Genomic DNA, 13,542 nt, shown 5'->3' with positions numbered 1-13,542 from the left:
AGGAATCCGCTATTTTATGCGGCTTTCCGCCGCTTTCCAGTTGATGTTCTTGAAAAACGCGTTGATATAGTCGGCGCGCTTCAGGCCGTAGTCGGTCATGTAAGCGTGCTCGAAGACATCCATCACCAGGATGGGCTGGCAGCCGGCCGGGTGCCCCGCGTCATGCTCGTTAATCCACTGGTTGAAAAGCACGCAGGCCGCCGTGTCATAGTAAAGCACCACCCAGCCTATGCCCCGCATGGCGCCGGTAGCGCGGAAGTCCTGCTCCCAGGCCTCGCAGCTGCCGAAGCTGCCTTCCATCAGCTTACCCAGGACTGCCCCCTTGACCAGCGGCGTCTTGCCGCCCAGATTCTCGAAATAAAGCTCGTGCAGGCGCATGCCGTCGAACTCCCAGCCGAAGCGCCGCTTCAGCTCGGCGTACTCCGGGGTGCCGGTCTTACCGTCCTTGAGCATGGCCTTGAGCGCATCGGATACCTTGTTGGTATTGGTCACATACCCCTGGTACAGGGTGAAGTGATTTTTCAGCAGGGTCTCGCTGAACCCCTCCATGCCTATCAGTTTGCCGTAGTCTTTAGCCGTATAAGCCATGATATGCCTCCTCTTGTGCCGTTTTTTATTACTTTAGTTTATCCAGGAACTGCTGCGCCTGGTAGTCCCATTCGCGCGACTCTATATCCACCACGCTCCCCTTCTGGCTGGCCGCGGCGCTGATATCTATGCCGCCGCCGCCCCCCTCGAAGGATACGCAGCAGCCGCCTTCATCCTTGACCTCCAGCCCGTAACCCTCCGGCCCGAAGAAAGCCACCGCGCGTTTAATGGCCTCCTCCGGCTTGATTTTGGATTCCCTGCTGATTTTTAGCATGTCGCTCCTTCCTCGTGGGAATATCAGACCAGGCCGGCCTCTTTATGTTTGCCGGCGATGGTTTCCGCCAGTTTATCCAGCGCCTGGAAGTCCGCTTCCTTGGGATAGCCCTTGATAATGATGGGCGGGATAATCTCCACCTTGAGGTTGGGAATCATGGCCGCCGTGGCCTCCACCACCCTGGTGCCCCAGCCGTAAGAGCCGATGATGCTGGCGAATTTGGCCTTGGGCCGGAGGGCGTTAGCCAGGAAAGCCGCGTGGGCAATATTGGGGTGCGGCCCGGTCAGCACCGTCGGTGTGCCGATGATAATGGTGGCGGCGTCCACCAGCGCCATGGCCAGCTTGCCGATATCGCTCCCCGCCAGGTCGAACTGCCGGACGGTCACGCCGCGGCGGGCCAGGGCTTCCGCCAGGTAGGCCACCATGGCGCGGGTGCTGCCGTGCATGGAGATATAGGGAATCACGGCGATGTTGCCCGGCTCGTTGAAAGCCCAGCCGTGATAGGCGTCTTTAATGAACTGCGGTTTATCGTGCAGGGGGCCGTGGCTGGGGGCGATAATGTCTACCTCGTAGTCCTTGATTTTCTCCAGGTTCTTCTGAATCTGGGACCTGAAAGGCATCATGATTTCCGCCCAGTACCGCTTGGCGGCCTCGTGCTCCTGCCCGTAGTCTTTAACGAACATATCCGTGGTGGCGATGTGAGACCCGAAGAAATCACAGGAGAAAAGCACCTTGTCTTCCTCCAGGTAGGTGACCATGGTCTCCGGCCAATGCACCCAGGGCAAATGGATAAACTTTAGCGTCCGCCCCCCCAGGTTTATGGTGTCCCCGTCCTCCACCGTCTGGAACCTGTCCTCGGCCGCCATGAAGCGGTCCATCAGCATCGCCTTGCACTTGGGGGTGCAGATGGCCTTGGCGGAGGGGTATTTGGCCAGCACCTCGCGGATGGAGCCGGAATGGTCGGGCTCGGCGTGGTTGAAAATAACGTAGTCGATTTTTTTAACCCCCAGCTGGTCCAGGTTGTCCAGCAATACCTGCTTCATCGGGGGGTTCACCGTATCTATCAGGGCCGTCTTTTCCGCGCCTTTGACTAAATAGGCATTGTAGCTGGTGCCGTCCGGGAGGGGGATAAGGGAGTCGAACAAGCGCCGGTCCCAGTCCACCGCGCCCACGTAATAAATATCTTTCTTGATCTGTCTCGGTTTCGTCATGAACTTCCTCCTTGAGAAATTCGCGGCCACTGTCTTCCCCGCCGTGTAACAGTCCCATTAAAGCATTACATTTAACAGCATGCAACAAAAAGCGGGCGGCAAAATATGAGAAAAGTCACAGATTGATGGCTGAGGTACGATTTATTATAAATCTGGTTGGCGCCCCGTATGTTGACAAACTCTTTCAGGTGGCGGATAATCAATATTGAGAACTATTATTAATTATGATGAGAAGAGAGACCAGACAAAGGGAAAGCATCTTAAGCTATCTGCGGCGCGCCGCCTCCCACCCCACCGCGGATATGGTCTATGAGGCGGTAAAAAAAGAAATTCCCCGTATCAGCCAGGGGACGGTTTACCGTAACCTCAAGGTGCTCCGGGAAAGCGGACTGGTGGCCGAGCTTAATCTCAAGGGCACCGTCACCCGGTACGAGGCCAAGAAGGACAGCCATTACCACTTCCGCTGCGAGAGCTGCGGCAAGGTCTTTGATATTGACGAGCCGGTGGATACCGCTTTGGACCGGCGCGTGGCGGCCAGGACGGGCTTTCAGGTTACCCACCACCAGCTGGAGTTCCGCGGCCTCTGCCGTGATTGCCGGGACAAGCCATAAACTAATAATTATTAGGAGGAAATAACATTGAGTAAATCGGTCAAGGGAACACAGACGGAGAAAAACCTTTTAACGGCGTTCGCCGGGGAGTCCCAGGCGCGCAACCGCTACACTTTCTTTGCCAGCGCCGCCCGCAAAGAGGGCTACGAGCAGATTGCCAACGTCTTCACGGAGACGGCCGGCAATGAGAAAGAGCACGCGGAGATATTCTTTAAATACCTGGAGGGCGGGGACGTGGAAATCACCGCGTCTTATCCGGCCGGGGTCATCGGGGACACCGCCGCCAACCTGGAAGCGGCCGCCAACGGGGAAAAGATGGAGTGGAGCCAGATTTACGCGGACATGGGCAAGACCGCCCGCGCGGAAGGCTTTATCAAGATAGCCACGTCCTTTAAAGAAATCTCGGAAGTGGAAGAGTTCCACGAAAAACGCTACCGCAAGCTGCACAAAAACGTGGTCAACGGCGAGGTCTTCAAGAGAAAGACCCCGGTGCGCTGGCACTGCACCAACTGCGGCTACATCCATGAAGGCACCGAGCCGCCCAAGATATGTCCCGCCTGCCAGCACCCCCAGGCTTACTACGAGCTGCTGACGGAAAACTATTAGTATAACCTGAGTTTTACCTGGTTCATAAAGGGAGGTAGCTAATGGCTAAAAACAAAAAGACCTATACCACCGGCTTCGGCGCGCCCGTGGACAACGACCAGAATTCCCGCACCGCCGGCAATCCCGGCCCTATCCTCATGCAGGATACCCACCTGCTGGAAAAGCTGGGGCACTTTGACCGCGAGCGCATCCCGGAACGCGTCGTTCACGCCAAGGGCGCCGGCGCGCACGGCTACTTCGAGGTGACCGCGGATGTCACTAAGTACACCCGGGCCAAATTCCTTTCGGAAATCGGCAAGCGCACCGAGGTCTTCGCCCGCTTTTCCACCGTGGGCGGGGAAAGGGGTTCCGCCGATGCCGAACGCGACCCCCGCGGCTTCGCCCTCAAGTTCTACACGGAAGAGGGCAACTACGATATGACCGGCAACAATACGCCGGTATTCTTTATCCGCGACCCGCTGAAGTTCCCGGACTTCATCCACACCCAGAAACGCCACCCGGGCAATAACCTCAAGGACGCAACCATGTTCTGGGACTTTCTTTCCCTGACGCCGGAGTCCGTCCACCAGGTTACCATCCTCTTCTCCGACCGCGGCACGCCGTTTAATTTCCGGCACATGAACGGCTATAGCTCCCATACCTATAAGTGGTACAACGCCAGGGGCAAGTACTTCTGGGTGAAATACCACTTCAAGACGGAGCAGGGCATTAAAAATCTCACCCGTGACGAGGCCACCGAAATGAAGGGCAAAGACCCCGACCACGCCACCCGTGACCTCCATCAGGCCATCGAGAAGAAAGACTATCCCTCCTGGCGACTTGAAATGCAGATCATGACCCCGGAGCAGGTGGACAAGTACCGCTTTGACTCTTTTGATGTCACCAAGGTCTGGTTCCATGCGGACGTCAAGCCTGTCACCATCGGGCGGCTGGTGCTGAATAAAAACCCGGAGAACTACTTCGCGGAGGTGGAGCAGGCCGCTTTCTCCCCCGCCAACTTCGTCCCCGGCATCGCCGCTTCCCCGGACAAGCTGCTCCAGGGCCGCCTCTTTTCCTATCACGATACCCACCTCCACCGCCTTGGCCCCAACTACCAGCTTTTACCCATCAACCGTCCCAAGAATGCTAAAGTGGAAAACTACCAGCGGGACGCTCCCATGGCCTTTGGCGATAACGGCGGCGGCGGGCCCAACTACTACCCCAACAGCTTCGGCGGGCCGGAGCCGGACGCCGGCTCCGGCGAGCCGCCTTTCGAGGTTTCCGGCCAGGCGGCGCGGCAGCCTTATACCCATCCCAACGACGATGCCTTCCAGGCCGGCGAGCTTTACCGCCGCGTCATGACGGATGTTGACCGCGACCACCTTATCGGCAATATCACCACCCACCTCTGCAACGCGCAAAAGCGCATCCAGCTCAGGCAGGCGGCCGTCTTCTATAAATCCGACCCCGATTACGGCACCCGCGTCGCCAAGGGTCTCAAGCTGGACGTCAAACAGGTCAAGAGCCTGGCGGAAATGACCACGGAAGAGCGCGCCAAAGCCACCGCGGAAAAATAAACGGCATCGCCCGATAACTGAATATAGGCCAAACATGCGGCATTAAAAAATATTCACGGAGGAGGACTGTTTTATGCCTGAAGAGTTCAAGCCTGGCTGCCAGAGACCGCCGATTAAAAAACCGGCGATTGCGGCCGCTACTGTTGCCGCAACAATTGAAAGGGAGGTAAAACAAGCTATGGTACAAGTTGGAAAACCGGCGCCGGATTTTACAGCCCCCTCGTTTCACAACGGCAAATTCATGAACATCGGCCTTTCCGAATACAAAGGGAAATGGGTGCTGCTGTGTTTTTACCCGGGAGATTTCACCTTTGTGTGAGCTACGGAAATTTCAGCGGTTGCTGAAAAACATGCTGAGCTTCAGAGCCTGGGCGTTGAGGTGCTGTCCGTCAGCGTTGACAGCATTTACGTCCACAAGATGTGGAATGAACACGAGCTGTCGAAGATGATTAATAAGGACATCCCCTTCGCTATGCTGTCGGACCAGGATGGAAGTATCGGTAAACTTTACGGGATATACGATGATGATACCGGCGTGGAAACCCGCGGCAGGTTCATCATTGACCCGGACGGTAAAATCCAGGGCTTTGAGGTCCTGACACCGTCGGTCGGCCGTAATGTCAGCGAGTCTCTCAGGCAAATCAAGGCCTTCCAGCTGGTGCGTAATTCCCAGGGCACGGAAGCCACTCCCTCCGGCTGGAAACCCGGTAAACCTACTTTAAAGCCGTCGCCGGAACTGGTGGGCAACGTGTGGAAGGTGTGGCAGGTCCGGCAGGCGTTTGATGATTAGCCGCTCTCATTAAATATCGTTCTTGCGGAGGGGCCCCCGCCAAGGCCTTGCAGGGGTGCCCCTCCGTATCTTTGAAGCCCGCCCCCCTCCCTGCCAGCGGGGAGGGGGCTAGGGGGGAGAGGTAAGCACTCCACCTCACCTTGCCCCACTGTCATTCCCGACCTGATCGGGAATCCATTTCTTGAAAGCAACTTATCCGGGGTATTTCGTCTCCCTTTGTCAAAGGGAGAGCGAGAGGGATTTTTTTACCACTATTCCCCCTTCCCCTTTACCTCCCCGCCAAAAAACGCTAAAATACTAAGTGTCAGCACATCCTCACCCGGTGCCGGAAAATCTTGGATTAGCAGGCATGAATCTTGGATAAAAAAACCCTGGAATGGCTGCGGGAAGGCCCCGCCTGGCTCAAGTACGCCGTGGAGCTCCAGCTATTGGATTTAAAGCCGGATATCTCACCCGTCCTTAAAGACGCCTCCATTCAAAAACTGGTCGCCCGGCTCAAGGGCAACACCGCCGGCATCCCCGCTATAAAGACAGGCAAGGTGCATTACACCGATTCCGGCAAAGCTTACTGGGACCTCTTTTTCCTGGCGGATATCGGCCTCACCGTGGCCGACCTGGGGCTGGAGGCGGAGGTGGAAGAGATTTTCAAATACCAGTCGCGGGACGGCTCCTTTACCATGCCCCCCAACGTCAAGGACAACTACCTCTGCATGTCCGCCATTCTCATCGCTTCCCTGGCTAAAATGGGCTACCGGGACGACCCCCGGGTTATCAAATACGCCCGTATGGCCCTGGGCGAGCAGATGTCCGGCGGCGGCTGGGACTGCTACGGGGACAGCTTCGATAGCCCCGGCGGCTCCTGCCCCATGGACGATATGAATATCCTGATGCTACTGGGCCAGTACCTGGACTACCGGGAAAGCCCTAAGCTGGAAGGCGCTATCAAGAACCTGACCACGCACTGGGTGATGGAGACCCACCTTTACGGCTTCGGGGTGGGGAAACGCTTCAAGGCCCTCACCTACCCCGCCGTTAAGTACGGCATCCTGCGTGTCCTGGACGTACTTTCCCTGTTCCCTTACGCCCTGCGGACCAGCGGTTTCCGGAGCATGCTGGACTTCGTCCGCGCCAAAGCTAAGGACGGGCGGTATTTTGCGGAAAGCGCCGAGACGGCTTATCCTGATTTCGACTTCAGCCAGACGGCGCAGCCCAGCCGCTGGATAACCTTTCTGGTGGACCGGGTGGAAAAGAGAGCGCAACCATAGCTGTCATTGCGAGGAGTGGGGCAACAATACAATCCCCATTTAGTAAAGTCGAAGATTCCGATGAAATCGGAAGGGGACTCAGGGGGTTTTTCCACTGTCATTACGAGTCCATCCGCTTCAATCTCGCCCTGATTCCATCGGGTTCTCGCAATATCATAGGATTTGTAATACTCCCGTAAAATGGACGCTTTAAACTTGATAAATAGTAATTATTTTTACGCTGTATTTTTGCGTTAAGGGGTGGTTCGGGGCAACGGAAAACTGTTTACTGTCTACGGTAAACTACATAAAGGGGGCACGCTGTGTATCGCATTGAGGTATCGGTCAAAGAAGGGTTTGCCGACCCCCGTTCTGAAGGACTGCAAAAAGACATTCTGGACCTCGGCGTCAAAACGGTCAAACGCGTCCGCGTCAGCAGCATCTATCTCCTGGAAGGCAAGCTGACCGCCAAAGAGCTGGAGACTATCTGCCGGGAGCTTCTCGCCGACCCCATTGTGGAGGACTACGCTGTCGAGGATGTCCCCGCCCCGCCCGGCACCCGCCTGGTGGAGGTGGCCTATAACCCCGGCGTCATGGACCCCGTGGAAGAGAGCGTGAAAAAGGGCATCCGCGACCTCGGTATTGCCGCCGTCACCGCCGTACGCACCGCCAAAAAGTACCTCTTCTGGGGCGATTTTGACGATGCCACCTTGCAGTCGGTTTCTGATAAGCTGCTGGTCAACAGCATCGTCCAGCACGTCGTCGCCCATAAAGAGGCGGTGGCGCTGCCCTCGGCCACCTATAAATTCAACCTGCAAAAGATAGACATCGCCGCCATGAACGATGCCGCTTTGATGGAATTAAGCAAGAACCGTTTCTGGCTGAACATCGAGGAGATGCGCATCATCCGGGACTATTTTAAAAAGCTGGGCCAAAAACCCACCGATGTAGAGCTGGAGACCATCGCCCAGACCTGGTCGGAGCACTGCATCCACAAGACCTTCAAGGCCAAAATCACCCTCGGCAAAAAAGCCATTGATAACCTGATGAAAAGCACCCTGATGAAAGCCACCCGGGAGATGGACAAGCCCTGGTGCCTTTCCGTTTTCAAGGACAACGCCGGCGTTATCGACTTCGATGGCCGGTACGCCGTCTGCTTTAAGGTGGAGACGCACAACCACCCCTCCGCCGTGGAGCCTTACGGCGGGGCGGCCACCGGCATCGGCGGCGTCATCCGCGACCCCCTCGGCACCGGGCTGGGCGCTTTCCCCGTTTTGAATACGGATGTCTTCTGCTTCGGCCCGCCGGATTTGCCCCACGCGGACCTGCCCCGGGGCGTTCTCCATCCCCGCCGCCTCTTCAAGGGCGTGCGCTCCGGCGTGGCCGATTACGGCAACCGCATGGGCATTCCCACCTCCAACGGCGCCATCTGCTTTGACCGGCGTTACGTAGGCAACCCGCTGGTCTATTGCGGCACCGTGGGCATCATGCCGGTTAATATGAGCCAGAAAGGTATGCAAAAGCCCGGCGATTTGGTGGTGGTGGTGGGCGGCAAGACCGGGCGGGACGGCATTCACGGCGTCACCTTTGCCTCCGGTGACCTGGATAAGGAGTCGGAAACGCTCTCCCAGAGCTCGGTGCAAATCGGTAACGCCATCGTGGAAAAGAAAGCTCTGGACGCTATTATCCAGGCGCGCGACCTCGGTCTGTACCGCCGTATCACGGACTGCGGCGGCGGCGGGCTTTCCTCGGCGGTGGGGGAAATGGCGGAGGAGACCGGCGTTAAAGTGAATCTGGAAAAAGTGCCCCTGAAATACGCGGGGCTTTCTTATACGGAAATTTGGGTATCGGAGTCCCAGGAGCGCATGCTGCTGGCCGTGCCGCCGGACAAGCTGGAACAGCTCATGGCCATCATGCGCAAAGAGGACGCGGAGGCCACCGTCATCGGCGAGTTCACGGATAATAAGCGACTCCAGCTTTATTACGACGGCAATCTGGTGTGCGATTTGGATATGGCCTTCCTGCACGGCGGCCTGCCCCAGCTGGAGCGGGACGCCCTCTGGCAGCCGGTCGAGCGCCCGGAGCCGGACTTCCCCGCGCCGCTGGACCTGAAGGACGATTTAAAGCAAATTTTAGGCTCCTGGAACGTGTGCAGCAAGGAGTGGGTCATCCGCCAGTACGACCATGAGGTGCAGGGCACCAGCGTGCTCAAGCCGCTGGTGGGCGTCACTAACGACGGCCCCGGCGATGCGGCTATCATCAAGCCCCTGGCCGATTCCCCTAAAGGCATCGTTGTCTCCAACGGCATCAACCCCAAATACGGCGATATCGATACCTACTGGATGGCGGCCTCCGCCATTGACGAGGCGCTGCGGCAGGTCATCGCCGTGGGCGGCACCCTGGACGAGCTCGCCCTGCTGGACAACTTCTGCTGGGGCAACCCGGAAAAGCCGGACCGCCTCGGCGCGCTGGTGCGGGCGGCCCAGGCCTGCTATGATATCGGCACCGTTTACGGCACGCCCTTCATCTCCGGCAAGGACAGCCTCTATAACGAGTACGATACCGGCGCCGGCACCATCTGCATCCCCCACACCCTGCTCATCTCCGCCATGGGCGTCATGGAAGACGTCAGCAAGGCGGTCACCATGGACTGCAAAAACGCCGGCGACCTTATTTACATCGTCGGCGCTACCTATAACGAGCTGGGCGGCTCGCATTACTACGCCGCGCACGGCTTCATCGGCAACAGCGTGCCCAAAGTCGATGCGGCCAAAGGCAAGATATTAATGAATGCCCTTTCCGGCGCGATGCAGCACGGGCTGGTCAAAGCCTGCCATGACCTTTCCGAGGGGGGATTAGGCGTGGCGGCGGCGGAAATGGCCTTTGCCGGCGGGCTGGGTATGGCTTTAAAACTGAAAGACGTGCCGCTGGGTGAAACCGTTGCCCGTGACGACTATCTTCTGTTCTCGGAATCCAACACCCGTTTCCTGGTGGAAGTAGCCCCCAAAGACAAAAAAGACTTTGAAAGCGCCCTCTCCGGCGTGGCCTGCGCGGAAATCGGGCGGGTGATGAAGGATAAAAAGCTGGAGATAACCGGCCGCAAAGGTAAAATTATCCTGACCGCGGATATCGCCGAGCTTAAAGAAGCCTGGCAGAAACCCCTGAGATGGTAGGCGGGATTGAAAAAGCCGCAGGTTAACTACGCGTTTATTGACGGCACCAATATTCACCAGACCATGAAAAGGATTGGCTGGGATTTGGACTACCGCCGTTTCAGAATCTACCTGAGTGAACATTATGGAGTTGGTAAGGCCTATTACTTTTTTGGATACATACCGGAAAACACGGCGCTTTATACTTTTTTACAGTCCGCGGGATTTATCCTGATTTTCAAACCTATCCTGCAAACACCGGATGGAAGAGTTAAAGGCAATTGTGACGCCGAGTTGGTATTACAGGCGATGATAGACTTTAACAACTACGAAAAAGCGATAATCGTGAGCAGTGATGGCGATTTTTATTGTCTGGTCAACTACTTGCGTGAAGAAGGAAAGCTGGGATGCGTGTTAGCCCCGCGCCTGGCTTTGTGCTCAAAATTGTTAAGAAAGGCTGGCAGAGAAAGAGTATATTTTATTGATAATTGCCGGAGTAATCTGGAATATAAAAAAGAAAGGGGACTTCATAAGGACGGAACCTTATGACGTACCCTTCCATCGAAATTCATTAATTATTATACTAAAATATCACTAATATGTCAAGTATTTGATGCTAAGGCAGGCATCGGCTGAGTAGTAACTCGATACGGTGAGGAACTAATATGAATACAGTTAAAGTCTTAATGCTGCGGGCGCCCGGTACCAACCGTGATGTGGATACCCGGATCGCTTTAGAGATGGTCGGCGCATCAGTGGACGCGGCGCTGGTCACCGAGCTTTTCCGCAAAGAAAAATCCCTGTCTGATTACCACATCGCCGTCATTCCCGGCGGCTTTACCTACGGCGATGATATCTCCGCCGGGCGCATTATGGCTAACGAGATACGGCTGCGCCTGGGGGAGGACATTAAGAAATTCGTCGCGGACGGGCGGCTGCTGCTGGGCATTTGCAACGGCTTCCAGGTGCTGGTGAAGACCGGCATCCTCCCCGGCATCGAGGGGCAGGGCCCCCAGCCGGTAACGCTTACCAATAACGATTCCGGCAAGTTCGAGTGCCGCTGGGTCTATCTCAAGGTGAACAAGAAAAGCCCCTGCGTTTTTACCAGGGGGATAAAGAGTATGTACGTGCCCATCGCTCACGGGGAGGGTAAGCTGGCGGCGGCGCCGGGCGTGCTGGAAAAGCTCAATATCGTGGTGCAGTACGTTAATGAAAAGGGAGAGCTGGCCCCCGGCTATCCCGCCAACCCCAACGGCTCGGTCAGTGACATCGCCGGTATCTGTGATGCCACGGGCCGCATTTTCGGCTTGATGCCCCACCCGGAGGACTTTATCCGCTGGACGCAGCACCCCCGCTGGACGCGGGAGAAAGAGCGGCCGGACCTTTACGGCTTGCAGATATTCACCAACGCCGTGGCCTGGGCCAGGGGGATTTAAACTTTACTGGTATAAAAAAACGGCGCGTCGCTGGACTCGCCGTGACAGTCGGGTTTTACTCTACTCCCTGTTCCTTGATGTAGTCGATGGCGTCCTGGATCGTGATGATTTTTTCCGCGGCTTCATCCGGTATTTCCACTTTCTTTTCCGGAGTGCTGAAGGCTTCTTCCAGGGACATAATCAGTTCCACCAGGTCCAGAGAATCGGCGCCTAAATCTTCAACAAAGCTGGCTGTGGGCACGACGTCCTTTTCATCGACACCGAGCTGCTCCACTACCATCGCCTTTATTTTTTCAAAGACACTTGCCACATTTCCCCCCTTTTTTTGAGCTTGCTAGCGGCTGGTGAGGGCGCTAACCGACCCCAGAACACCATTGATGAACTTGGCCGAATTTTCACTGCCAAAGGTCTTGGCCAGCTCAACCGCTTCATTTACCACTACTTTGACCGGTACTTTATTATTATATAATATTTCAAAGATTGCAAGTCTGAGGACGTTCCTGTCAATGACGGCCATCTGCTCCAGCGGCCAGGCCGGGGCGAACTTGCGGATATTGCCGTCTATCTCTTCCCGGTTGCTTACGGCACCGTTTACCAGCTCCCGGACGAAGTCCGCGTTTTCCGCGGATAGCGTGGTGTCGGCGATGAGGCGTTCCGTTACCGCTTCCGGCGGGCGGGCTACGGCGTCCACCTCGTATAGCGCCTGTAGGGCGAGCGTCCTGGCCTTGTGTCTTGTTCCTGCCATGTTTTATTAACGTCCTGAGTATGTATTATAGCATAACGCCGCCAAGCTATAAAAAAGCCTCCCCTTACCCCCCTCTTCTTTTCCCCGCCTTAAATAAAATCCTCTCCTGTCAGCCTCAAAGTGTCATAAAAACTTCATGCCGGGTGGATTTACTTTATGTGAAGGAGTGCTATCATTAAATTATGAGCGATATTATTAAAATTATCAGCCCGGATACCTTAAGGGAAAACCGCCTCCCCCCGGGGCAGCGCCTCACGGAAAAATGGCCGGTGCTGCACTACGGCAAGGTGTATCATATCAAACCGGAGGACTGGACGCTTAAAATCACCGGGCTGGTGGCGCGGGAGCGCGCCGTCACCTACAGCGAGCTCGCCGCCCTGCCGCGCGTTGAAGTCTTTTCCGATATCCACTGCGTTACCACCTGGTCGCGCTATAACAACACCTGGGAAGGGGTAGCCACCTCCGCTATTAAAGACCTGGTGGCGATAAAGCCGGACGCCAAATACGTCATGGTGCAGGGGGAGGGTGGCTTTACCACCAACCTGCCGCTGTCCGACTTTTTTGCGGATGACGCGCTCTTCGCCCTCAAGCATGACGGCCAGCCGGTTTCCGACGAGCACGGCGGCCCGGTGCGCCTGGTGGTGCCGCGGCTGTACTTCTGGAAAAGCGCCAAGTGGCTTACCGGCCTCAAGTTCCAGGCCAAGAACGAGCCGGGATTCTGGGAAAAAGCCGGTTACCACATGCACGGCGACCCCTGGACGGAAGAGCGTTACGGGGGGCGGTAACTCAAAGCGCAAAACCTGGCCCGTACCTGAAAAGGGGCGGGGGGGAAAGGCGCGGAAAACATCTTTTACCGCCGGTCAATCATGCCTGGCGCCGTTAACGCCGGGAGGCGGCCATGCAACCGGCTGAATACCGCGGTTGTTACCTATTATATATTTATATATTCCGGCCTTTTTTCAGCTCAGAAATCACGCAGTAAAATCCAAATATCATGATAGCCGCGGTTAAACCTATTTCCAGTATCAGTACCGGCAGGTTAGATTCAAATATCAAGAATTGTCCGTAAATCAGTATCAAACCGAAATGCAGCAGCAGGAAAGCCGACATACCCAGGGCTGATAACGCCAGAAAGTAAACTCTGATGCTCATATTCTCAGGACCTCACAGCTACAAATTGCTCTAGTTGTTCAACCCATAACCTAATTGTATTCAGACTACGTAACAAATTAGTAAACAAGGGGGGCGCAAAAGTAACAATTAGCTAACAAACCGGTTGATTCTTCAGGCTTATGTCCAGCGCGGGGAGGGGAGACATCCGGCAAGGGA

At 56.1% G+C, this 13,542-nt stretch carries 15 protein-coding genes; 9 read left to right on the top strand and 6 right to left on the bottom strand.

Features of this window, described 5'->3' with window-relative positions:
* Positions 1-9: 9 nt before the first annotated feature.
* The 3 genes from WC370_04930 to WC370_04920 are packed head-to-tail and all read right to left on the bottom strand — an operon-like array spanning position 10 to position 2,073.
* Positions 10-588, bottom strand: coding sequence for a Fe-Mn family superoxide dismutase (locus WC370_04930; GenBank protein ID MFA5308816.1), 579 nt, complete (start codon positions 586-588; stop codon positions 10-12).
* Between the two features lie 28 nt (positions 589-616).
* Positions 617-862 (bottom strand): hypothetical protein, encoded by a 246-nt coding sequence (locus WC370_04925; protein ID MFA5308815.1) that lies wholly within the window; start codon positions 860-862, stop codon positions 617-619.
* A 23-nt stretch (positions 863-885) separates the two neighbouring features.
* Positions 886-2,073, bottom strand: a complete 1,188-nt coding sequence (locus WC370_04920; protein ID MFA5308814.1) for an FprA family A-type flavoprotein — start codon at positions 2,071-2,073, stop codon at positions 886-888.
* Positions 2,074-2,297: 224 nt separating this feature from the next.
* On the opposite strand from WC370_04920, the gene WC370_04915 reads away from it, so the two are divergent.
* The 8 genes from WC370_04915 (at position 2,298) to purQ (ending at position 11,468) form a co-directional block, all read left to right on the top strand.
* Positions 2,298-2,684, top strand: coding sequence for a transcriptional repressor (locus tag WC370_04915; GenBank protein ID MFA5308813.1), 387 nt, complete (start codon positions 2,298-2,300; stop codon positions 2,682-2,684).
* Between the two features lie 27 nt (positions 2,685-2,711).
* Positions 2,712-3,290, top strand: coding sequence for a rubrerythrin family protein (locus tag WC370_04910; protein ID MFA5308812.1), 579 nt, complete (start codon positions 2,712-2,714; stop codon positions 3,288-3,290).
* 41 nt (positions 3,291-3,331) lie between these two features.
* On the top strand, positions 3,332-4,846 hold the full coding sequence (locus tag WC370_04905; protein ID MFA5308811.1) for a catalase: 1,515 nt from the start codon (positions 3,332-3,334) through the stop codon (positions 4,844-4,846).
* Positions 4,847-4,919: 73 nt separating this feature from the next.
* Positions 4,920-5,636 (top strand): thioredoxin-dependent peroxiredoxin, encoded by a 717-nt coding sequence (prxU, locus tag WC370_04900; GenBank protein ID MFA5308810.1) that lies wholly within the window; start codon positions 4,920-4,922, stop codon positions 5,634-5,636.
* Positions 5,637-5,992: 356 nt separating this feature from the next.
* Positions 5,993-6,901 carry a hypothetical protein gene (locus WC370_04895; GenBank protein MFA5308809.1) on the top strand — a complete coding sequence of 303 codons (909 nt, stop codon included), beginning with the start codon at positions 5,993-5,995 and terminating at the stop codon, positions 6,899-6,901.
* Positions 6,902-7,203: 302 nt separating this feature from the next.
* Positions 7,204-10,053 carry a phosphoribosylformylglycinamidine synthase subunit PurL gene (gene purL, locus WC370_04890; GenBank protein ID MFA5308808.1) on the top strand — a complete coding sequence of 950 codons (2,850 nt, stop codon included), beginning with the start codon at positions 7,204-7,206 and terminating at the stop codon, positions 10,051-10,053.
* Positions 10,054-10,059: 6 nt separating this feature from the next.
* A complete protein-coding gene (locus WC370_04885) occupies positions 10,060-10,581 on the top strand; it encodes an NYN domain-containing protein (protein ID MFA5308807.1) in 522 nt (173 codons plus the stop codon).
* A 116-nt stretch (positions 10,582-10,697) separates the two neighbouring features.
* Positions 10,698-11,468, top strand: coding sequence for a phosphoribosylformylglycinamidine synthase I (purQ, locus tag WC370_04880; protein ID MFA5308806.1), 771 nt, complete (start codon positions 10,698-10,700; stop codon positions 11,466-11,468).
* Positions 11,469-11,523: 55 nt separating this feature from the next.
* On the opposite strand, the gene acpP is transcribed toward purQ, so the two are convergent.
* Positions 11,524-11,778 carry an acyl carrier protein gene (acpP, locus tag WC370_04875; protein MFA5308805.1) on the bottom strand — a complete coding sequence of 85 codons (255 nt, stop codon included), beginning with the start codon at positions 11,776-11,778 and terminating at the stop codon, positions 11,524-11,526.
* Between the two features lie 24 nt (positions 11,779-11,802).
* Complete coding sequence (nusB, locus tag WC370_04870; GenBank protein MFA5308804.1) at positions 11,803-12,213, bottom strand: transcription antitermination factor NusB; 411 nt, start codon at positions 12,211-12,213, stop codon at positions 11,803-11,805.
* Positions 12,214-12,395: 182 nt separating this feature from the next.
* Here nusB and WC370_04865 point away from each other — a divergent pair, with 182 nt between their 5' ends.
* Positions 12,396-12,998 (top strand): sulfite oxidase-like oxidoreductase, encoded by a 603-nt coding sequence (locus WC370_04865; GenBank protein MFA5308803.1) that lies wholly within the window; start codon positions 12,396-12,398, stop codon positions 12,996-12,998.
* A gap of 154 nt (positions 12,999-13,152) precedes the next feature.
* Here WC370_04865 and WC370_04860 read toward each other — a convergent pair whose 3' ends face one another.
* On the bottom strand, positions 13,153-13,365 hold the full coding sequence (locus tag WC370_04860) for a hypothetical protein (GenBank protein MFA5308802.1): 213 nt from the start codon (positions 13,363-13,365) through the stop codon (positions 13,153-13,155).
* Between the last annotated feature and the right edge of the window lie 177 nt (positions 13,366-13,542).

The sequence above is a fragment of the Dehalococcoidales bacterium genome (assembly GCA_041652735.1).
Taxonomy (GTDB): Bacteria; Chloroflexota; Dehalococcoidia; order Dehalococcoidales; family RBG-16-60-22; genus RBG-13-51-18.
This window is presented reverse-complemented; position numbering and strand designations above follow the sequence as displayed.

What these genes read in the sequence shown, in the direction of transcription:
- WC370_04930 (MFA5308816.1), bottom strand. Translation starts at nt 588, where the DNA reads ATGGCTTATACGGCTAAAGACTACGGCAAACTGATAGGCATGGAGGGG.
- WC370_04920 (MFA5308814.1), bottom strand. Translation starts at nt 2,073, where the DNA reads ATGACGAAACCGAGACAGATCAAGAAAGATATTTATTACGTGGGCGCG.
- purQ (MFA5308806.1), top strand. Translation starts at nt 10,698, where the DNA reads ATGAATACAGTTAAAGTCTTAATGCTGCGGGCGCCCGGTACCAACCGT.
- nusB (MFA5308804.1), bottom strand. Translation starts at nt 12,213, where the DNA reads ATGGCAGGAACAAGACACAAGGCCAGGACGCTCGCCCTACAGGCGCTA.
- WC370_04925 (MFA5308815.1), bottom strand. Translation starts at nt 862, where the DNA reads ATGCTAAAAATCAGCAGGGAATCCAAAATCAAGCCGGAGGAGGCCATT.
- WC370_04915 (MFA5308813.1), top strand. Translation starts at nt 2,298, where the DNA reads ATGATGAGAAGAGAGACCAGACAAAGGGAAAGCATCTTAAGCTATCTG.
- WC370_04860 (MFA5308802.1), bottom strand. Translation starts at nt 13,365, where the DNA reads ATGAGCATCAGAGTTTACTTTCTGGCGTTATCAGCCCTGGGTATGTCG.
- WC370_04905 (MFA5308811.1), top strand. Translation starts at nt 3,332, where the DNA reads ATGGCTAAAAACAAAAAGACCTATACCACCGGCTTCGGCGCGCCCGTG.
- WC370_04865 (MFA5308803.1), top strand. Translation starts at nt 12,396, where the DNA reads ATGAGCGATATTATTAAAATTATCAGCCCGGATACCTTAAGGGAAAAC.